This window comes from Paracidovorax sp., assembly GCF_057642795.1.
Window position 1 is genome coordinate 117,081 of the sequence record NZ_JBXYZY010000034.1, and the last position, 20,367, is coordinate 137,447.

At 68.5% G+C, this 20,367-nt stretch carries 13 protein-coding genes and 1 pseudogene; 5 read left to right on the forward strand and 9 right to left on the reverse strand.

The features are described from left to right. Positions 1–124: 124 nt before the first annotated feature. The gene (locus AC3A84_RS13360) at positions 125–1,342 is read left to right on the forward strand and encodes an MFS transporter (protein ID WP_487970227.1); all 1,218 of its coding nucleotides are present in this window, start codon (positions 125–127) and stop codon (positions 1,340–1,342) included. Between the two features lie 127 nt (positions 1,343–1,469). Here the strand turns inward: AC3A84_RS13360 and AC3A84_RS13365 are convergent, their stop codons facing one another. From AC3A84_RS13365 to AC3A84_RS13390, 6 genes are all read right to left on the reverse strand, one after another. Beyond that, complete coding sequence (locus AC3A84_RS13365) at positions 1,470–3,251, reverse strand: bifunctional protein-serine/threonine kinase/phosphatase (protein ID WP_487970229.1); 1,782 nt, start codon at positions 3,249–3,251, stop codon at positions 1,470–1,472. 82 nt (positions 3,252–3,333) lie between these two features. Next, the gene (locus AC3A84_RS13370; protein ID WP_487970231.1) at positions 3,334–3,780 is read right to left on the reverse strand and encodes a CBS domain-containing protein; all 447 of its coding nucleotides are present in this window, start codon (positions 3,778–3,780) and stop codon (positions 3,334–3,336) included. A 144-nt stretch (positions 3,781–3,924) separates the two neighbouring features. Further along, a complete protein-coding gene (locus tag AC3A84_RS13375) occupies positions 3,925–4,578 on the reverse strand; it encodes a DUF937 domain-containing protein (protein ID WP_487970232.1) in 654 nt (217 codons plus the stop codon). A gap of 254 nt (positions 4,579–4,832) precedes the next feature. Beyond that, entirely contained in the window at positions 4,833–6,497 is a 1,665-nt protein-coding gene (locus AC3A84_RS13380) for a methyl-accepting chemotaxis protein (RefSeq protein WP_487970234.1), read from the reverse strand. A gap of 388 nt (positions 6,498–6,885) precedes the next feature. Next, complete coding sequence (locus AC3A84_RS13385; RefSeq protein ID WP_487970236.1) at positions 6,886–7,614, reverse strand: response regulator; 729 nt, start codon at positions 7,612–7,614, stop codon at positions 6,886–6,888. Continuing rightward, positions 7,611–9,080, reverse strand: coding sequence for an ATP-binding protein (locus AC3A84_RS13390; RefSeq protein ID WP_487970238.1), 1,470 nt, complete (start codon positions 9,078–9,080; stop codon positions 7,611–7,613). Before AC3A84_RS13390 ends, AC3A84_RS13385 begins: the two co-directional genes overlap by 4 nt. 187 nt (positions 9,081–9,267) lie before the next feature. Between AC3A84_RS13390 and AC3A84_RS13395 the strand changes: the two genes are divergently transcribed. From AC3A84_RS13395 to AC3A84_RS13405, 3 genes are read left to right on the forward strand one after another with little or no spacing between them, the layout of a single operon-like run. Beyond that, positions 9,268–10,614, forward strand: coding sequence for an efflux RND transporter periplasmic adaptor subunit (locus AC3A84_RS13395; protein WP_487970240.1), 1,347 nt, complete (start codon positions 9,268–9,270; stop codon positions 10,612–10,614). A gap of 16 nt (positions 10,615–10,630) precedes the next feature. After that, positions 10,631–13,822, forward strand: a complete 3,192-nt coding sequence (locus tag AC3A84_RS13400) for an efflux RND transporter permease subunit (RefSeq protein WP_487970242.1) — start codon at positions 10,631–10,633, stop codon at positions 13,820–13,822. Then, the gene (locus AC3A84_RS13405; RefSeq protein ID WP_487970586.1) at positions 13,822–15,366 is read left to right on the forward strand and encodes an efflux transporter outer membrane subunit; all 1,545 of its coding nucleotides are present in this window, start codon (positions 13,822–13,824) and stop codon (positions 15,364–15,366) included. Before AC3A84_RS13400 ends, AC3A84_RS13405 begins: the two co-directional genes overlap by 1 nt. 528 nt (positions 15,367–15,894) lie before the next feature. Here AC3A84_RS13405 and AC3A84_RS13410 read toward each other — a convergent pair. The 3 genes and pseudogenes from AC3A84_RS13410 to ahpC form a co-directional block, all read right to left on the reverse strand. Then, positions 15,895–17,030: pseudogene (locus AC3A84_RS13410) on the reverse strand (alkaline phosphatase family protein); the annotation flags it as partial. Between the two features lie 82 nt (positions 17,031–17,112). After that, on the reverse strand, positions 17,113–18,681 hold the full coding sequence (gene ahpF / locus AC3A84_RS13415) for an alkyl hydroperoxide reductase subunit F (RefSeq protein WP_487970243.1): 1,569 nt from the start codon (positions 18,679–18,681) through the stop codon (positions 17,113–17,115). A gap of 168 nt (positions 18,682–18,849) precedes the next feature. Then, complete coding sequence (gene ahpC / locus AC3A84_RS13420; RefSeq protein WP_011794518.1) at positions 18,850–19,425, reverse strand: alkyl hydroperoxide reductase subunit C; 576 nt, start codon at positions 19,423–19,425, stop codon at positions 18,850–18,852. A 269-nt stretch (positions 19,426–19,694) separates the two neighbouring features. Between ahpC and bfr the strand changes: the two genes are divergently transcribed. After that, positions 19,695–20,171 carry a bacterioferritin gene (gene bfr, locus AC3A84_RS13425; RefSeq protein ID WP_487970245.1) on the forward strand — a complete coding sequence of 159 codons (477 nt, stop codon included), beginning with the start codon at positions 19,695–19,697 and terminating at the stop codon, positions 20,169–20,171. The last annotated feature ends 196 nt before the right edge of the window (positions 20,172–20,367 follow it).

Here is a 20,367-nt window from a genome sequence, read left to right on the forward strand (position 1 = left end):
GGACCCACTAGGACGAAGGCGTCCGCCCGCACGAAACCGGCTCCAGGCCGGCCCCCGCAGGCGGACGCCTTTTTGTTTTGGCATTTCCGTTTTGGAAAGACTCCCGGCTCAGCCGACCCGCACCATGACATCCCTGCGCGCCTTCCACCGATCCGGCCACGCGCCCACCCTGTGGGCCTCGTTCCTGTACTTCGCCTTCTCCTGCGGCATCTGGGTCATCAACGGCGCGATGGCGCCCTTCATCAGCGAGACCTACCAGCTCACGCCCGCGCAAAAGGGCCTGATGCTGTCCATCCCCATCTTCGCGGGCGCGCTCATGCGCTTTCCGCTGGGCGTGCTGGCGCAGTACATCGGCCGCAAGAACGCCACGCTGGTCGAGATGGGCGGTATCGCGCTGGCCATGGGCTTCGGCTACTTCTTCGTGGACAGCTACCACGATCTGCTGGCCATGGGCGTGCTGCTGGGCATCGCCGGGGCCAGCTTCGGCGTCGCGCTGTCGCTGGGTTCGGGCTCGTTCCCACCGCGCTACAAGGGCCTGGCGATGGGTCTGGTGGGTGCCGGTAACGTGGGAACCGCGGTGTGCGCACTGCTGGCGCCCCTGCTGGCCCAGCGCTTCGGCTGGCAGACGGTGTATGGCCTGGCCGCGCTCGCCATCGCCATTCCGGTCGTGGTGATGATCGCCTTTGCCCAGGAACCGCCCGACGTGGATGCCCACGCCAGCCTGCGCGAGCACGTGGCCTGCCTGTTCGAGAAGGACGGCTGGGCTTTCAGCCTGATCTACGCCGTCACCTTCGGAGGCTTCATCGGCCTCACGACCTTCCTGCCAAGCTACTTCTACGACCAGTTCGGCGTGAGCAAGACCGAGGCGGGCCAGCTCACCATGCTGGTGGCCTTCATGGGAGCGGCGCTGCGGATCTTCGGCGGGTGGCTGTCGGACCACTGGGGCGGCGTGAACACGCTCACCGCCGTGCTGGTCACGGCCGCGGCCAGCCTGCTGCTGTGCGGCTTTGCGCAAAGCTCGCTGTCCACGACGGTGCTGCTCTTTCTGGTGTGCTTCGCGGCCCTGGGTGCGGGCAACGGCGCGCTCTTCCAGTTGGTGCCGCTGCGCTGGCCGCTCACCACGGCGGTTGCGGGATCGATGATCGGGGAGATCGGCGCGCTGGGCGGCGGCTTCATTCCCAATGCCATGGGTCTTTCCAAGCAGTACACGGGCAGTTATCTCTGGGGCTTCGTGCTGTTCGCTACCGCGGCTGCCGCCATGCTGGTTCTGCTGCGGGTGATGCAGCGCCGCTGGACGCGCACCTGGGCCGAAAAAGGGGGCCGGGCACGCGTGGCGGTCTAACCCGAGAGTGAACCGCACACCGCCAGAGCCGCCGCGATGGCGAAGGGTTGCGGCAACGCCAAAGACCGCCCTCCCGCAGCGCTGCGCTGCACAGCAAGGACTTATTCAGCGTGCCGCTGAAGCGCCGTCACCGCAGCAGCAGCAACAGGCACACCAGCACCAGGTTGAGCAGCAGGCTGAGGGCCAGCGCCACCTGCCAGGGCGCGAGTCGTGAGCGCGCCGCCAGCGCCGTGGCGGCGGGCGCCGGCAAGGGGCGCGATGCGCCACGCTGCAACGCCAGCAGCAGTTCCTCTGCCGTCTCAAAGCGTTGTGGCGCGGCACGCGCCACCGCCTTGAGGACGATGTGGTCCAGCCAGATCGGCACGGCAGGGTTCAGCCGGCTGGGCGGCGCGGGGTCGCGGTGGTAACGGCCCAGTTGGTAAGGTGCGACCTCGCCATACGGCAGGCGCCCCTGGGTCAGCAGCTGGTAGATCGTGACACCCAGCGCGAAGAGGTCGCCTCCGGCATCGGGCGCGGCCGGCTCACCCCGCCGGGCCGCGTCGTAGCCGGGCCACTGCTCGGGGTTGATGTAGCTGGGCGTTCCGGCATGCAGCAGCCGCGTGGCCTCGGGCTCGCGGCCTGAGAGGGCCACGCCCAGATCCAGCACTCGCACCACGCCATCCGCACCCACATGCAGGTTGTCGGGCTTGATATCGCGGTGGATCACGCTCTGGCGGTGCAACAGCCCCAACGCCTGGGCAGCCTGGATGGCCCAGTCAACGGCGCGGGCCACGTCCACGGGCTGGCTGCGCGCCAGCAAGGGCGCCAGGGTTTCGCCTTCAATCCAGTCGTAGAGCAGATAGAAGGCCGTGGCCTCACCTATCGGAGGGCAGGCATGCAGGCGCGCGAGGTGCCGGCCCGCGCGCCCCTCTTGCAGGCGCTGCGCCAACCAGGCTTCGTGGGCCAGCATGTCGCGCTCGACGGCATCGTGTGCCCGACTCTGAGCCAGAGCCTTGAGCGCGAAGTGCCGCGGCTCGGCGAGCACGGCGTCGGCGCCCCCCCCCTCCGTGCGTTGCCCCGTCTCGGCCACACGGTAGAGCAGATGGGTGCCCGTGTCCGAGACAGTGCCCAGCACGCGCAGTCCGTCGATCACGTCGCCCGTGCGCAGGCGCGGCGGCACGGGTAGCGCCTGGGCCTGCCGCGTGCGGTCATGCAGCGTGGCCTGGCTGGCGCCCTGCACCTGCACCACCAGCGCAGTGCAGTTGTCGCGGCTGCCGGCGGCCAGCGCGGCCTGCACCAGGGCATCGGCCACGGCCTGGGGCGAGCCGCCGGGCGTGGCGACCAGGCCGCGCATCGCCGGCTCGGGCAGTGCCCCATGCACGCCATCGCTGAGGAGCACGAAGCGGTCGCCTTCCAACAGGTCGCCCTGCACGTAGTCCACCAGCAGGCGCTCATCGGAGCCCACGCTACGCGTGAGCTGGTGCGCGAAGTCGCGGTGCGCCAGGACGTGGTCGGTGGTGAGCTGCTGCCACAGGCCGCCGCGCAGCAGGTAGGCGCGCGTGTCGCCCACATGCGCCAGGGTCCATGTCTGCCCACGCAGCACCAAGGCGGTCAGAGTCGAAAGGCCCATGGCCGGGCTGCGCCGGCGGTTCATGCCCGCCAGCCACTGGTTGTGGGCCAGCAGCACGCGGTCCAGCGCGACCGACGTGTCCCAGGTGCCAGGCGTGGCGAAATAGTCGCGCAGCAGTGCGCCCACGACGGACGATGCAGCCTCTGCGCCCAGGCCGCCCCGGCTTACGCCGTCGGCAATGGCGGCGATGGCGCCGTGCCCGGCCTCGGCGCCCTGCCCCTGCGCATGGCCGGCGCGGTCTTCGTTGGGCAGCTTGCGGCCGGCGTCGCTGGCCTGGCCCCAGGCCAGGTCGAAGCTCATGGCCGCGCCCCCCGTGGTTGGCACGAGGCACGGCAGCGGGCACGTGCGACGCGTGGCTCGCGCAGGGCGTCAGCCGGGCGCATCAGGCGCGGTGGCCCGTGATGTATTGCTCCATCTGTTCGATGATGAACTGCTGCTCGGAGATGATGTGCTTGACCAGATCTCCGATGGAGACGATGCCGACGAGGCGGCCTGCGTCATCGACCACCGGCAGGTGGCGCAGGCGGTTCTCGGTCATCAGGGCCATGCACTGGTCGGTGTTCTGGGAGGGACGCACGAAGCGCACGGCGCTCGTCATCACATCGCTCACGCGCGTGTCGCCCGAGGTGCGGCCCGCCAGGGCCACCTTGCGGGCGTAATCGCGCTCGGTGAAGATGCCGGCGATCTCGTCGCCCTGCATCACCAGCAGCGCACCAATGCCGTGCTCCGCCATCACCTTGAGCGCCTGCAGCACGGTGTCCTGCGGCTTGACGGTATGAACGCTCGACTGCGGTTTGGACTTGAGGATTTCTGAGACAGTGGTGGTCATGGGAACCTCCTTGTGGAATGGCGGTGGCGAAATGGCAAGGCAAGACGCGCCACCAGTGTCGGCCCAACCGTGGGGGGCTGGCAACCCGCCCGCCAGCGCGGCCTGCCGCAGCCCCCAGAACGTGTTCACGTTCTCAGCGGTCTTTCAGCGGCGCCCGCCGAGCAGGCTGCCACCCACCTTCAGCAGATCGCCCAGGTCGAGTTTGCCGTCGCCGTTCTGGTCCAGCAGGCTGCCCATCAGGCCCCCGGCCAGCCCGCCCTGCTGCTGCACGCGGGCATGTTCCTGGCCCAGCGTATCGCCCAGGTCACCGGCGTCCATGCCGCCGGCCTTCACGCGCTGGGCAAGAAAGGCCATGACGATAGGGGCCAGCACCTGCAGCAGTTGACCGGCGTTAGCGCCGAGCCCTGTGGCCTCGCCCAGGCCGGAGGCGGCCTGGCGCTGCTGTCCGCCGAAGATGTGGCCCAGGATGTCGGCCCCGCCCGTCGGCGCGGCGCCTCCGCTGCCCGAGCCGCCCAGCACTGCTCCCAGCAAGCCGCCCCAGTCCATGCCGCCGCCTTCGGCAGCCGCCGCTGGTGCGGCGTCGACATGGTCGCGCTGCAGCGCATTCAGCAGCGCGTCGGCGCCGCCGGGCAGCTGGGCATTGCGGCCCAGCGCGCCCAGCAGCAGCGGCAGGGCTGCGCCTACGGCGCCCTGGGTCTGCTCCGGGCTGGTGCCCAATTGCTGCGCGATCTGCTGCAGGGGCGCGCCCTGCAGCTGGGCGAAGAGCTGGTCGGCGAGAGAGGCGGAGGAAGAGGTCATGAAGCGTCCTTCTGGCAACGGTCGAAAGTGTGAGCTACAGCCGGCTGACTGCGCCCCGCATGGTAGGCCAGACCGGAGGGCTTATCGCCAGAAATCGGAAACGCGCCGCGCTCGCCGCCACGCTTGCCCACACGGGCGCAGCTCGAGCCCCTCCGGAACGCTACTTTATTGATAGCACACTGCGCTCTATCCACCTGCACCAGAGCGTGATTCAGCCTTGAATCTGCGCGTTTACTTCCCGGAGAGGTCCTGCCTCAGGCGTGTTCGAGCACCGCCTGGCCGGACGATGCGGTCTGCTGCGCTTTCATGGCTTTGCGCAGCGACACAGCGTCCTGGCGCGTGGCCGCGGGGGCACCGGCCGCGACGCGGAAGATCTGCACCGTCTCGGTCACCGTCTGCGCCTGACTCTGCAACTGCTGCGCGAGGCCGGCGCTGTGCTCGACCAGCGCCGCGTTCTGCTGGGTGATGGTATCCAGGTGGGCCACGGCCGTATTGATCTGCGAGATGCCCGAGAGCTGTTCGTTGGCCGCACTGTGAATCTCGCCGATCAGCGTGCTCATGTCGCGCACCAGCTCCAGCGATTCGCCCATGGTGGTCTGTGCGCCGTCGGTCTTGCGATGGCCTTCCTGCACCTTGGCGGCAGAGTCGTCGATGAGCGCGCGGATTTCCTTGGCGGCCGTCTGCGTGCGGTGTGACAGGCTGCGCACCTCCTGCGCCACCACGGCGAAGCCACGGCCCTGCTCTCCGGCACGGGCGGCTTCCACGGCGGCGTTCAGCGCGAGGATGTTGGTCTGGAAGGCGATGCTGTCGATGAGCTGGGTGATCTCGCCGATGCGGCCCGACGCGGCCTGGATCTGCTTCATGGTGTCGGCCACGCTGTTGACGGCCTCGCTGGTGCGCTCAGCCACTTCGGTTGCGCGCCTGGCCATCTGGCTGGCTTGGCTGGCCGATTCGGCTGTGAGCTTGACCGTGCCGGTGATCTCCTCCATCGACGCAGCCGTCTGCTCCAGGCTGCTGGCCTGGGTCTCGGTGCGGCTGGAGAGATCGCGGTTGCCCCGCGCGATGTCCTGCGTGGCGTTGCGCATCTTCTCGCTCTCCTCCCGCGCATCGCGCACGATGGATAGCAAGTTGACGTTGAGCTGGCTCAGCGCCTTCTGCAGATCGCCCATCAGATCGGAGTGCGTGACCTGCAGTGACTGCGTGAGGTCGCCTGCCGCCATGCGATTGGCGGCTCGCACCATCTGGCCCAGCGGCGCGACGGCGGCGCTGCTGATGTAGGAGGCCGCGCCCGCGGCCACGGCGAGCGCTGCCAACCAGGCCGCCGCAGCCCCCATACCCGACACCGGCGTGCCGGCCAGCGATGCCATCAGGCAAGCCAGGAACATGGCCGCGCAGGCCATCCACACCTTGGTGCCCATGCCCAGCCGCAGGGCCTGCGCCACGCGCCCCAGCGGGGTGTTGCTCACCAGCCGGGCAGCCTTCAGAGCCAGCATCTGGCGGCCGGCCTGCTTTTCAGCGCGCATCCGGGCGTAAAGCGCTTCAGCCGCCTGGATTTGTTCGCGCGTGGCTTCGGTGCGCACCGACATGTAGCCCACAGGCCGATCACCCTCGATCAGCGGCGTGACGTTGGCCATCACCCAATAGAAGTCACCGTCGTTGCGCCGGTTCTTCACTGGGGCCGACCACGGCAGCCCCGAAGAGATCGTGGCCCACATGTCGCGAAAGGCTTCCTCGGGCATGTCGGGGTGGCGAATCATGTTGTGGGGCTGGCCCAGCAATTCCTCCCGCGTGTAGCCGCTGACCTCGATGAACATCGGGTTGCAATACAGCATGCGGCCCTGTAGATCGGTAGTGGAAACCAGAGTTTCTCCGCGAGGAAAGGGATATTCGCGGGCGGTAACGGGAAGGTTGATACGCATGAAGGCCTCGATATCAGGGGGTCCACCGGCCAGGGGTATGGGGCTCTCCCACCCGTCAGCCGCGTTTACTATTTCGATATTCAGTCCGCATATTAATATCTGAATATCACTCGGCGACCCCGATCTAAACGTGACGAATGCGGGGTGCATCATCGTTCGTCAGCACATGTGAGCGCCCACCGGCAATCGGCCCGCGCTTCGCCCCGAGATTGGCTGGGCCGCCGACCAGCCTGTCATGCAGCGCTGCTCCCATTGCGGGATCACTCACCATGAACCACCGCTGCATCAAGTGAATATGTGAATATGTGAATATTCAGCAGCGATGTCACAGACTCGCTATCCAAGGTTGGGCTGCTTCATGGGGCCGGGCCAGGCCTTCTACGCCCGACTACAGGTCAAGCCGAAAGCCCACCCCATAGACTGCCCGGATGGGATCGCATTGCGCATCCACCTGCGCCAGTTTGCGGCGCAGGTTTTTGATATGGCTGTCCACCGCCCGATCCGTCACGGCGCGGTGGTCATGGTGCAGCTTGGTGAGCAGTACGTCGCGCGAGAAGACATGCCCGGGCGCCGCAGCCAGGGTGCGCAACAGGCGGAATTCAACCGGCGTCAGGTCCAGCAGGGCGCCGTGGAAATAGGCGCGGTAGCTCTCCACGTCAATACGCAGCGCTGGCTCACTCACGGGGGTGGGCGCGGCGGCCTGCGCCGGCGCCAGCCGGCTGCGCCGCAGGATGGCCTTGACGCGCGCCACGATCTCGCGCGGGCTGAACGGTGTCTTGCAGATGTAGTCGTCGGCACCGCATTCCAGGCCGGCCAGGCGGTCGGCCTCTTCCACCCTAGCGGTCAGCATGATGATGGGCACGTCGCTGAAGCCGCGCAGTTCGCGGCACACCTCGAGCCCGTCGCGGCCGGGCAGCATCACGTCCAGCAGCACCAGGTCGGGCGCGTGCTCACGCACATGCGGCACGACGGCGCGGCCATCGTCTAGCCAGTGCGGTTCGTGGCCGGCGGCGCGCAGGTAATCCAGCAGCAGCGCGGCCATCTTGGGCTCGTCCTCGACCACCACGATGCGGGCCGGCGGCATGGCCTCGGCTTCGCGCTGCGCCAAGGAACTCATGGAGCTTGCTCCTCAGGCTGGGGCACGCTCGCAACCTGTGCCGCCGAATCGCCGGCTGGCACCGGCAGCCACAGCATCACGCACAAGCCTCCCAGGGGCGACTGCCGGGCTTCGATGCGGCCGCCGTGGGCTTCGGCGATGCGGCGGCAGATGGCCAGGCCCAGGCCGGCTCCGCCGCTGGCGCGATTGCGCGAGGCATCCACGCGGTAGAAGCGGTCGAAGAGGCGCGGCAGATGCTCCGGCGCCACGCCGGGGGCCGAGTCGCTGAACGCCACGCGCACCCAGCCCGCGGCGTCACGCTCGGCGTCGATCCGCAGCGTACCGCCGGCGTCGGTGTAGCGCACCGCGTTCTCCAGCAGGTTGCCGAAGAGCTGGTGCAGCCGCCGCCCGTCGCCCGCCACCGCCAGCGACTGCGCTGACAGCCGCACCTCCAGCGCGATGCCGGCGCTGGCCAGCCGCGAGCGGTAGGCCGTGGCACTGGCCTGCAGCAGCTCCGCCAGATCGAGCGGCACGAGCCGGAACGTCATGGCGCCTGCCTCTGCCAGCGACAGGTCGTAGAGATCGCTCACCAGCTTGTTGAGCGTGGCGACCTCGGCCTGCAGCGACTGCACGGCCACGCGGTTGAGCGGGCGCACGCCGTCCTCCATCGCTTCCAGCTCGCCGTGCAGCACGCCCAGTGGCGTGCGCAGCTCGTGTGATATGTCGGCCATGAAGTCGCGCCGCATCTGCTCGTTGCGCTCCAGGGTGACGGCCAGGCGGTTGAAGTCCGAGGCGAGCTGGCCCACCTCGCCGGCCGCCACCACCGGCACGCGGGTGGCGTAGTCGCCCGCCGCCAGCCGGTGGGTGGCCGCCGCCACTGCCCGCAACGGGCGCAGCAGCCGGCGCGCCGCCCACAGCGCGATGAGCGCTGCCAGCAGCACGGAGACAGCGCCCATGGTCCAGCTGGCGCGGTACTGGCTGGCGACGAAGCGCACATCGCCCGCCGCGCTCACGCTTTCGAACGGCGCGGTGGTGATCCAGCCCACCGTGCGTCCGCCCGACTGCAGGGGCCAGCGGGGCGCATCGAGCCGAAAGCCCTCGTGGCCGACGACGAAATGCAGCCCGGCGTCGAGCAGCGTGCTGCGCAGGGCCGCGCCGGCCAGATCCGACAACGGGCGCTGCGCGAGCACCGCCGCAGGGGAGGCATCGCCCTCGGCCACCGGCCGCAGCAGCTTGAACCAGCGCTTGCGGTCGTCGCGCAGGAAGTCCCAGGTCCCTCCGTTCTCGGCGTAGGCCTGCTCCAGCCGGGGGCGCACGGCCTGCAGGCGGTCGGCTGCGGCTTCGTTCAGATAGCCCAGAAAGCCCCGGCTGAAGCTCCACTGCGCGGCCGCGCCCATGGCCACGACCATGAAGATGGCCGTGCTCAGCACAGCCAGGAAGAGCTGGGCCGTGATGCCGGGCTGAAAGCGACGCCAGGGAAATTGCACGGTGACCTGTGGAGCGAGAGTGATTGAAGCGGGCCGGCGGAGGGCTCGCCGGGATTAGATCACCCGCGGGGACCGCCCGGGCGCGCGACCCGGCGCGGCGCTGGGCACTTCAACCTTTCTCCCACATTCGCCGGCAAAATGTTCCCACTCTCCCCCAGTCCTCCGCCCTCCGGTTTGCGCCCGCACGATGAATCCGTTCCCACGCCCCTGCAGCCGCCCATCCCCCGCATCCCCATCTTCGTCCGCCCTCCTCGCCGCCACTGACAGCGTGCCGAGCACCCGCTCGGGGCACGGCCTGCGCTGGCGGGCCGGCGCTGCGGCGCTGATGGCGCTCGTCGCCTTGTCGGCCTGCTCCGACAAGGCCGCGCAGCAGCCTGCGGCGCGCGGGCCGGTGCAGGTCGGCGTGGTCACGCTGCAGCCGCAGCGGCAGACGGTCACCACGGAGCTGCCGGGCCGCACCACGGCCTACCTGAGCGCCGAGATCAGGCCCCAGGTGGGCGGCATCGTGCAAAAGCGGCTCTTCACCGAAGGCGCACAGGTCAAAGCCGGGCAGGTGCTCTATCAGCTGGACGATGCCGGCTTCGCCGTGGCCCTGGCGAGTGCCGAGGCCACCCAGGCCAAGGCCCGCTCGGCCGTCACCACGGCCGAAACCAATGCGCGGCGCAATGCCGAGCTGGTGAAGATCGACGCCATCAGCCGCCAGGTCTATGACGACAGCCAGGCCGTGCTCTCACAGGCACGTGCTGACCTGGGCGTGGCGACGGCAGCGGTGGAGAACGCGCGCATCAACCTGGGCTACACCCGCATCAAGGCACCCATCGGCGGGCGCACCACCACGTCCACGGTCACGCCGGGCGCGCTGGTCACGGCCAACCAGACGGGGGCTCTCACGACCATCTCGCAGATCGACCCGCTCTATGTGGATGTCACGCAGTCCACCACCGACGTGCTGCGCTTGAAGCGCGACATGGCGCAGGGCCGCTTCCAGCAGGCGGACAGCGGCAGCGCGCGCATCCAGCTGCTGCTGGAGGACGGCAGCACCTACCCGCACCCGGGCCGGCTGCAGTTCAGCGGCGTGAACGTGAACCCGACCACCGGCACCATCACGCTGCGCGCCGTGGTGCCCAACCCCGACGGCCTGCTGCTGCCCGGCATGTACGTGCGTGCCGTGCTGCAGGCCGGCGTGGACGAGAAGGCGCTGCTCGTGCCCCAGCAGGGCGTGGCGCGCGACGCGGCGGGGAGCGCCAGCGTGCTGCTGGTGAACGCGCAGAGCAAGATCGAGCGCCGCCGCATCGAGGTGGGTTCCGCCGTAGGCAATCGCTGGCTGGTCACCCAGGGCCTCGCCGCCGGGGACCGCGTGGTGGTCGATGGCCTGCAGCGCGTGAAGCCGGGCGACGCCGCAGAGCCGGTGGAGGTGCAGATCAAGCCGCAGGCCACGCAAGCCGCACCGGCCGCGCAAGCGGGCGGCAGCACGGCAGCAGCGGCGCCAGCCGCTGCCTCAGCATCCACGCCAGCCATGGCCGCCTCGCGCTGACGGGGGAAGGCGGCCCATGGCTCAGTTCTTCATCAACCGGCCCATCTTCGCGTGGGTCATCGCCATCATCATCATGCTGGCGGGCGCGCTCTCCATCCGCAACCTGCCGCTGGAGCAGTACCCGGACATCGCCCCGCCGCGCGTGTCCATCAGTGCGACCTACACGGGCGCCTCGGCCCAGACAGTGGAGCAGTCGGTCACGCAGGTGATCGAGCAGCAGCTCAAGGGGCTGGACAACCTTATCTACATGGGCTCGACCAGCGATGCCTCGGGCAATTCGCGCACCACGCTCACCTTCAACGCCGGCACCAACATCGACGTGGCCCAGGTGCAGGTGCAGAACAAGCTGCAGCAGGCCATGTCGCGCCTGCCGCCCGCCGTGCAGAGCCGAGGCGTGACGGTGACCAAGGGCGGCAACGACTACCTGATGGTCATCACCTTCACCTCGCCCGACCCGTCGGCATCGCAGGTGGATATTGGCGACTACATCTCCAGCAATCTGGTGGACGTCGTCAGCCGCATCGACGGCGTGGGCGACGTGGCCACTCTGGGGACGGGCTACGCCATGCGCGTGTGGATGAACCCCGCCAAGCTGGAGAAATACGGGCTCATGCCCTCCGACGTGGGCAGCGCGCTCAACTCGCAGAACGCCCAGGTCTCGGCCGGCCAGCTGGGCGCCCTGCCCGCCGTGGGCCAGCAGCAGCTCAACGCCACCATCACGGCGCGCAGCAAGCTGCAGAGCAAGGAGCAATTCGAGAACATCGCGCTCAAGGTCGCCACCGACGGCGCCGTGGTGCGACTGAAGGACGTGGCGCGCATCGAGCTGGGCGCGGACAACCTCACCATCACCACGCGCCTCAACGGCCAGCCCGGTGCGGGCATGGGCGTGGTGCTGGCCGACGGCGCCAACGCCATGGCGGTGGCCCAGGCGGTGAACGCCAAGCTCGCCGAGCTGCAGCCCTTCTTCCCCTACGAGCTCAAGCCCTTCACCAGCTACGACACCACGCCCTTCGTCAAGGCCTCGATCGAGGAGGTCATAAAGGCGCTGATGGAGGCCATGCTGCTGGTGGTGCTGGTGATGTATCTGTTCCTGCAGAACTTCCGCGCCACGCTGATCCCCGCCATCGCCGTGCCGGTGGTGCTGCTGGGCACCTTCGGCGTGCTGTCGGCCGCGGGCTATTCGATCAACACGCTGACCATGTTCGGCATGGTGCTGGCCATCGGCCTGCTGGTGGACGACGCCATCGTGGTGGTGGAGAACGTCGAGCGCGTGATGAGCGAGGAAGGCCTCTCCCCCAAGGAGGCCACGCGCAAGTCCATGGCCGAGATCACGCCGGCGCTGGTGGGCATTGCGCTCACGCTATCGGCAGTGTTCATCCCCATGGCCTTCTTCGGCGGCTCCACGGGCGTGATCTACCGGCAGTTCTCCATCACCATCGTCTCGGCCATGGTGCTGTCGGTGCTGGTGGCGCTCACGCTCACGCCGGCTCTCTGCGCCACGCTGCTCAAACCGATCCCGAAGGGCGCGCACAGCCCGCACGGGGCCACGCCCCGGCGCGGGCTGATGGGCCTGACGGACCGCTTCTTCGACGGATTCAACCGCCACTTCGACCGGACGGCCGACGGCTACCAGCGCGGCGTGGGCCGCGTGGTGCGCCGGGGCGGCCGCATGATGATCGTGTATGCGCTCATCGTCGGCGGTATGGCGGTGCTGTTCATGCGCCTGCCCACTTCGTTCCTGCCCAACGAAGACCAGGGCGCGGTACAGATACAGATCACACTGCCGGCGGGTTCCTCCAACACGCGGCTGCAGGCCGTGATGGCCGAGGTGCAGAAGTACTTCGCCGCCCAGCCCGATGTGGTGAGCTTCAACTCCATCACCGGCGCCAACGGCGACCAAAGCTCGGCGCGCGGCTTCGTGCGCCTGACCGACTGGAGCCAGCGCACCCGGCCCGAGCAGAGCGCCGACGCCATCGCCCGCAAGGCCACGCGCGACCTGCGCCAGATCCGCGATGCGCGCATTTTCGTGGTGCTTCCGCCCGCCGTGCGGGGCCTGGGCGCCAACGCGGGCTTCAACTTCCAGCTCAAGGACCTGAGCGGCCTGGGCCACGAGGCGCTGGTGGCTGCGCGCGACAAAGTACTGGAGCTGGCTCGCGGCCGGCACGAGATCTCCAACCTGCGCGCCAACAACCCGGACGACACCTCGCAGCTGGGGGTGACGATCGACGACGCCAAGGCCGGCGCACTGGGCCTGACGACCGCTGACATCAACAGCACGCTCTCCAGCGCCATCGGCGGCACCTACGTGAACGACTTCCTCAATAAAGGCCGGGTCAAGCGCGTCTATATGCAGGGCGATGCACCCTTCCGCATGCTGCCGCAGGACATCGGCCCCTGGACAGTCCGCAACAACCAGGGCCAGATGGTGCCGTTCTCGGCCTTCTCCAGCACCTACTGGACTTACGGATCACCCCAGCTGCAGCGCTACAACGGCAGCCCCAGCTATGAATTCGTGGGCGACGCAGCCCCGGGCGTGAGCTCCGGCGCGGCCATGGCGGCAGTGGAAGACATCATGAAGCAGATGCCCCCGGGCATCGGCTACGAGTGGACCGGCGCCTCCTTCCAGGAACGACTCTCGGGATCGCAGGCGCCGGCGCTCTACGCCATTTCCATCCTGTTCGTGTTCCTGTGCCTGGCGGCGCTCTACGAAAGCTGGTCGGTGCCGTTCTCGGTGATCCTGGTGGTGCCGCTGGGCATCGTGGGGGCGCTGATGGGCATCGGCATCCGCGGGCTGTCGAACGACGTGTACTTCCAGGTCGGGCTGCTCACCACCGTGGGGCTCGCCTGCAAGAACGCCATCCTGATCGTGGAATTCGCCACCCAGTTGCAGGCTGCCGGCAAGAGCGTGATCGACGCCACGCTCGAAGCCGTGCGGCTGCGGCTGCGGCCCATCCTGATGACCTCGCTGGCCTTCGGCTTCGGCGTGCTGCCCCTGGCCATCGGCACGGGCGCGGGCGCCGGCGGGCGCCAGGCCATCGGCTCGGCCGTGCTGGGCGGCATGGTGGCCGCCACGGTGCTGGGCATCTTCTTCGTGCCGGTGTTCTTCGTGCTGATCCGCAGCTTCTTTGCCCGTGGCGCCGTACGCGATGCCGGCATCGCTCCGCCCCGCCCGGGCCCCGGCGACTCATCCTCCGGAGCCTCCGCATGATGTGCCTCCCGCTCCTCCCATCGCGCCATGCGCTGCTGGCGTGCGCCGCTGCCACGCTGCTGGCCGGCTGCGCCAATCTGGCGCCGCCCTACGTGCCGCCGGCCCTGCCCGTGCCCGCCACGCTGGACGACCCGGCCGCTGCCGGCGCACCCGCGACCGCATCGGCCGATGCACAGGACGGCGCCCGCCTGCCCGCCTGGGAGTCTTTCATCACCGAACCGCGCCTGCGCGAGGTGGTGGGCCGCGCCCTGGCCGAGAACCGCGACCTGCGCGTGGCCGCGCTCGCCATCGAACGTGCCCGCGCCCAATACGGCGTGAGCCGTGCCGACCTGCGGCCCACCGTGGCCGCCACTGGCGCAGGCAGCCGGGCGCGCACGGCCGATGACCTGACCGCCGCCGGCCGCAGCAACACCACAGCCCAATACAGCGCCCAGGTCGGCTTCGCGAGCTACGAGCTCGACTTCTTCGGCCGCGTGCGCAACCTGAACGACGCCGCGCTGCAGGAATTCCTGCGCGTGGGCGAAAACGCGCGCAGCGTGCGCCTGTCGCTGATCGCCGATGTGGCGGGCGCCTGGCTCACGCTGGACGCCGATGCCCGCCGCCTGCTGCTGGCCCGCGAGACGCTGCGCACGCGCGAGCAGTCGCTCGCTCTGGCGCGCCAGAGCCGCGAGCGGGGCGCCACCTCGGGCCTGACCCTGGCCCAGACGCAGGCCACGGTGGACGCCGCCCGCGCGGATGCGGCCGCCGCCGCCGCGCAGATCGCCAAGGACCGCAACGCCCTGCAACTGCTGGCGGGCGCGCCACTGCCCGACACGCTGCTGCCGCCCAGCGCAGTGGAAGCCTTCGCTCTGGCCGCCACGCCCACCACCATGGAAGCGGCGGCCGACACGGCCCCGTCGGCGCAGGCCGGCAACCCCGATGCGGCCCGCTGGCAGCGCCCCACGCTGGAAGCCGCTCCACTGCTGGCGGTGCCCTCCGCCCTGCCCTCCAACGTGCTGCTGCGCCGCCCGGACATCCAGGCCGCCGAGCGGTCGCTGCAGGGCAGCTACGCCAGCATCGGCGCCGCGCGCGCCGCGTTCTTCCCGTCGATCACGCTCACGAGCGGTGTAGGCACAGCCAGCAACGCGCTCTCGGGCCTCTTCGATGCCGGCAATGGCACCTGGAGCTTCGCGCCGCAGATCCGCCTGCCGATCTTCGACGCGGGCCGCAACCAGGCCAACCTGCGCGTATCGGAAGTCGCCCGCGACACGGCGGTGGCGCAATACGACAGGGCCGTGCAGACCGCCTTCCGCGAGGCGGCCGACGCCCTGGCCGACCGCGCGAACCTGCAAGAACGCCTGCAGGCACAGGCATCACTGGTCACCAACACGCAGAAGGCGCTGGATCTGACCCTGGCGCGCTGGCGCCTGGGCGCCGACAGCTATCTCGCGGTCCTGGACGCGCAGCGCTCGCTGTACGCGGCGCAGCAGGCGCTGATCGGCCTGCAGCTGACCGAGCAGACCAACCGCATCACGCTCTACAAGGTGCTGGGCGGCGCGGACTGAGTGCAAGCCGGCACCGCTGGATCGCTCCAACCGCTAGACAGCGACCAGCCGCCCCGCCTCGCGCCACAGCAGCGCCAGCCCGGCGTGCGTGGAGGCGGGTCGGTGGGTGACCAGCATGTCCACGTCCCGCGCCGTGCAAAAGGCCCGCCGGCTGGCGACGCCGATCTGGGTTCTGGGTGTTTAGCGCGACATGTCCAGCTCCTGGGCCATCCATTCGGTGCTCACGCGCACGAAGGCGGCCAGCAGGGAGTCGATGCGCAGCAGGCGCTCCTCTTGCAGCATGGCGGGTTCAGGGCTCCTGGCGGGGGTGAAACGAAGGCGTGGGAACGCGGGAATGCAACGGCCGCGCGGGTGTGCTGCCATGCAGGCCCCCCCGGCAACGCGAACGCGCCACGGCTGCGCGCTCTCTACGAGCGTCCGCGGCACGGGCGGCGGCGGGGCCGCTCCGCCCGCGGCGGCCATGGCCGGGTCGCCCAGCCCGTCACGGCCGGTCTCGACGCGGCCGGCGAAACGCCGCTCGAAGTCCGGCAGCGCGTCGGCATCCACCTTGCTGCGCCGGCCCGCCAGGGTTGCCAGGGGCGCATCGTTGGGTGGGGCGAAGTTGACGGCGCGGCAGCACGAGCTGATGAGCGGCGCCTTCACGCTGAATCGTGCCTCCAGGAAACGCAGGATCGAGGTGTGGTCGAAGTTCTGCGAAGTCACCCAGACGCCACGGCTCCAGGGGGCGATCACCCCCAACGGCACGCGCGGCCCCGGGCCGGAGCACTCGCCATCGGGCGGCGGCGTGTTGGTGCCGGCGCAGGGCGTGTGGGTGTAGTACTCGCAGGCCATGTCGCCCGCCGCCAGCGTGGACTTGCCGAGCGTGCCGCCCTGCCCTTCCAGCGAAGGCCGCAGTAGGCGGCAGGTGGTCGAAGTAGCCGTCGTTCTCGTCGAAGTTGGTGAGCAGCACGTCTTGCTCCACACGTCGGGGTTGGCGGTGAGCGCGTCTGGCAGCTCCTGCACGTACCAGGCGCCCTGCACGGGGCTGGAGGGGCCGGAGTGCTCGAAAGAGGCGGCCGGCGGAATGATCCACGGCACTTGCGGCAGCGTGCCGTTCAGCACGGCCTGGCGGAACGTGCCGAGAAAGCCGCCGTAGAGCGGGTTGCCGGCGTCCTCCTTGACCCGGTCGCTGTCCGCCGGCTTACCCGAGGCAAGGCTCGCCTGGCGGTACTGCTTGACGCCGACAAGGGGGGTGTCGGCGAAGTTGTCGGGCATGTTCTGATAGACCATCCACGACACGCCGGCCTGCTGCCGTTGCTCCGGGTAGGTCGTCCAGTCGTAGCCACCGGTGCGGATATGCGGATGTCGGTGCCCGAATCCAGCTCGTCCCGGACGTTGTTCACCACCACCTGGCCGGAGGGCCCCGTGGCGCCGTGGGTGCCGGTCCAATGGAAAAGGCGGTTGAAGTGAGTGCCGCCGTGCAGCGAGCAGAAATACGCGTCGCACACGGTGAACGCATTGGCCAGCGCAAACTGGAACGGGGCCTCGGTCTGCATGGAGCAACCCATGGACTGCGGCTTCTTGTAGCGCGGCCATTCGCTCATGCGGCCATGGTCCCATGCGTTGCGCGCATCCACCCCGCTATGCGGCGTGCCGCGCACGCGGTGGGCGTTGCCGGCGCCCCCCCGGCACACAAGAAAAAAGGAGCGGCCGAAGCCGCTCCCTTGATCTTCTTTCCAGTGGACGGGCGCAGGGCCCGCAGCGCGCTCAGGCCGGAGCCGAGGTGCGGATCAGGTGGTCGAACGCACCCAGGGCCGCCTTCGCGCCCTCGCCGGCCGCGATGATGATCTGCTTGTAGGGCACCGTGGTGCAGTCGCCGGCCGCGAACACGCCGGGCACGCTGGTGCGGCCATGCGAATCGACCACGATCTCGCCGAAGCGCGACAGCTCCACCGTACCCTTGAGCCAGTCGGTGTTGGGCAGCAGGCCGATCTGCACGAAGATGCCTTCCAGGGCCAGCACGTGATGCTCGTCGGTGGTGCGGTCCTTGTAGCTCAGGCCGGTCACGCGGTTGCCATCGCCCTTCACCTCGGTGGTCTGGGCGTTGAGGATCACATCCACGTTCGGCAGGCTGCGCAGCTTGCGCTGCAGCACGGCATCGGCCTTCAGCTCGCCGGCGAATTCCAGCACGGTGACGTGGGCCACCACGCCGGCCAGGTCGATGGCCGCTTCCACGCCGGAGTTGCCGCCGCCGATCACCGCCACGCGCTTGCCCTTGAAGAGCGGGCCGTCGCAGTGGGGGCAGTAGGTCACGCCCTTGGTGCGGTACTGCTCTTCACCGGGCACGTTCATGTTGCGCCAGCGCGCGCCGGTCGAAATGATGACGGAGCGGGACTTGAGCGTGCCGCCGTTTTCCAGCTCGACCTCGATCAGCCCGCCTTCGGTGGCGGCCGGCTTGAGCGACTTGGCGCGCTGCAGGTTCATCAGGTCCACCTCGTAGTCGCGCACGTGCTGCTCCAGCGCGGCGGCGAACTTGGGGCCGTCGGTCTTGCTCACCGAGATGTAGTTCTCGATGTCCAGCGTGTCGTTGACCTGGCCACCGAAGCGCTCGGCCGCCACGCCGGTGCGGATGCCCTTGCGGGCGGCATACACGGCTGCTGCCGCGCCGGCCGGGCCGCCGCCGACGATCAGCACGTCGAACGCGTCCTTGGCCGAGAGCTTGGCGGCTTCGCGCTTGGCGGCGCCGGTGTCGAGCCTGGCCACGACTTCCTCGATGCTCATGCGGCCGGAGCCGAACACCTGGCCGTTGAGGAACACCATGGGCACGGCCATGATCTCGCGGTCAGTCACTTCCTGCTGGAACGCGCCGCCTTCGATCACGGTGGTGCGAATGCGGGGGTTGAGGATGGCCATGAGCGACATCGCCTGCACCACGTCCGGGCAGTTGTGGCAGGTCAGGCTCATATAGACCTCGAAATCGTAGTCGCCCTCGAGCGCCTGCACCTGCTCGATCACGTCCTGCTCGACCTTCGGGGGATGGCCGCCAGTCCAGAGCAGCGCCAGCACGAGCGAGGTGAATTCATGGCCGAGCGGCAGCCCTGCGAAGCGCAGGCTCGTCTGCGTGCCCACGCGCTGCAGCGTGAACGAGGGCTTGCGGGCATCGTCGCCGTCGGTGCGCAGGCTGATCTTGTCGCGGCGCAGGGACTGGATGGTTTCCAGCAGCTCGCGCATCTGGGCGGAGGTCTCGCTGCCATCCAGGGACGCCACGATCTCGAACGACTGCGTCACGCGCTCCAGATAGGCGGAAAGTTGGGATTTGAGTTGGTCGTCGAGCATGGCTTGCATCCTTTAGAAGCTGTGTTTGTCCGGGGCCCGGCCGGCGACAGGCGCGGGCATTCAGGCAAAAAAATAGCCGGACGGCATGACGGCGAGCGCCATGCTGGGGTCCGGCCGGGGAGGCGCCGGGTGGGCGCCTCCTGGATCGCGGGAGTTTTCTCGCGGGGCTTAGATCTTGCCGACCAGGTCCAGCGAAGGCGTCAGGGTCTTGGCGCCTTCCTTCCACTTGGCGGGGCAGACCTGGCCGGGGTTGGCGGCGGTGAACTGGGCAGCCTTGAGCTTGCGCAGGGTTTCCGACACGTCACGCGCGATTTCGTTGGAGTGGATTTCCATCGTCTTGATCACGCCGTCGGGGTTGATCACGAAGGTGCCGCGCAGTGCCAGGCCTTCTTCGGGGATGTGCACGCCGAAGGCATTGGTCAGCTGGTGGGTCGGGTCGCCGACCAGGGGGAACTTGGCCTTGCCGACGGCGTCGGAGGTTTCGTGCCAGACCTTGTGCGAGAAGTGCGTGTCGGTCGTGACGATGTAGACCTCGGCGCCAGCCTTCTGGAATTCGGCGTAGTTGTCGGCAGCGTCTTCGATTTCGGTGGGGCAGTTGAACGTGAAGGCGGCCGGCATGAAGATCAGCACGGACCACTTGCCCTTCAGGTTCTCTTCGGTCACGGTAATGAACTCACCCTTGCCATTGCGGTTCACGAACGCTTCGGTCTTGAAAGGCTGGACTTGGGTATTGATCAGGGACATTGCTGTTTCCTTAAAGAGTTGGAACGAACGGGAATGAAGACAGGACTGAAGTCTAGGGGCAAACCCTTGATGGCTCCAATCAATTGAACAAATGATTTCAATTGCCAAAAGCTATCCAAATGTCAATGCGATGTCATCGGACTGGATGAGAAAGCGACTCAGCCTCACACGCACGCAGAACAGGCGATGGGGGGTTTTGCCTTGTGCGCCATGACCCGCGTCACGACAATGCCTGCACTCGAGTACACACAATCAAAGAGGAGAGCCCCATGAAAGGCGACGATCAAGTCATTGCGCATCTGCAAGCGCAGCTGAAGAACGAACTCACGGCCATCAACCAGTACTTCCTGCACTACCGCATGCTCAAGCACTGGGGTTTCGACCGCCTGGCCAAGAAGGAATACGAGGAATCGATCGGCGAGATGAAGCACGCCGACAAGCTGATGGACCGCATCTTCATGCTGGACGGCCTGCCCAACCTGCAGGACCTGGCCAAACTGCAGGTCGGCGAGGACGTGCCCGAGATCCTGGAATGCGACCTGCGCTCCGAAGTGGGTGCTCAAGCCACCATCAAGGCCGGCATTGCCCACTGCGAAACCGTGCGCGACTATGTCTCGCGCGATCTGCTGCAAGAGATCCTGGACGACACCGAAGAGCACATCGACTTCCTCGAAACCCAGATCGAGCTGGTGTCCAAGGTCGGCCTGCAGAACTATCTGCAGTCGCAGATGGGCGAGGACGACTGAGTCCGCCGGCACGCAGCCCGCGCATTCGCGCACCGGCATCCGCATGACAAACGGGCTTCGGCCCGTTTTTTTGTTTGACGATGACCCCAGCCCGACATTTCGCTGGACTGCGCTGAAGCCCGATACAGCAGGTTTATCAATAACTTACGCGCGTCCATCATATGCCGGTGCTTTCCGAAACCTGACCCGGCTTCCG

Excerpts from the sequence above, each read along its gene's own strand:
- AC3A84_RS13405 (WP_487970586.1), top strand. The coding sequence starts at position 13,822 with ATGTGCCTCCCGCTCCTCCCATCGCGCCATGCGCTGCTGGCGTGCGCC.
- AC3A84_RS13375 (WP_487970232.1), bottom strand. The coding sequence starts at position 4,578 with ATGACCTCTTCCTCCGCCTCTCTCGCCGACCAGCTCTTCGCCCAGCTG.
- ahpF (WP_487970243.1), bottom strand. The coding sequence starts at position 18,681 with ATGCTCGACGACCAACTCAAATCCCAACTTTCCGCCTATCTGGAGCGC.
- AC3A84_RS13380 (WP_487970234.1), bottom strand. The coding sequence starts at position 6,497 with ATGCGTATCAACCTTCCCGTTACCGCCCGCGAATATCCCTTTCCTCGC.
- AC3A84_RS13400 (WP_487970242.1), top strand. The coding sequence starts at position 10,631 with ATGGCTCAGTTCTTCATCAACCGGCCCATCTTCGCGTGGGTCATCGCC.
- AC3A84_RS13360 (WP_487970227.1), top strand. The coding sequence starts at position 125 with ATGACATCCCTGCGCGCCTTCCACCGATCCGGCCACGCGCCCACCCTG.
- AC3A84_RS13370 (WP_487970231.1), bottom strand. The coding sequence starts at position 3,780 with ATGACCACCACTGTCTCAGAAATCCTCAAGTCCAAACCGCAGTCGAGC.
- AC3A84_RS13365 (WP_487970229.1), bottom strand. The coding sequence starts at position 3,251 with ATGAGCTTCGACCTGGCCTGGGGCCAGGCCAGCGACGCCGGCCGCAAG.
- bfr (WP_487970245.1), top strand. The coding sequence starts at position 19,695 with ATGAAAGGCGACGATCAAGTCATTGCGCATCTGCAAGCGCAGCTGAAG.
- ahpC (WP_011794518.1), bottom strand. The coding sequence starts at position 19,425 with ATGTCCCTGATCAATACCCAAGTCCAGCCTTTCAAGACCGAAGCGTTC.
- AC3A84_RS13385 (WP_487970236.1), bottom strand. The coding sequence starts at position 7,614 with ATGAGTTCCTTGGCGCAGCGCGAAGCCGAGGCCATGCCGCCGGCCCGC.
- AC3A84_RS13395 (WP_487970240.1), top strand. The coding sequence starts at position 9,268 with ATGAATCCGTTCCCACGCCCCTGCAGCCGCCCATCCCCCGCATCCCCA.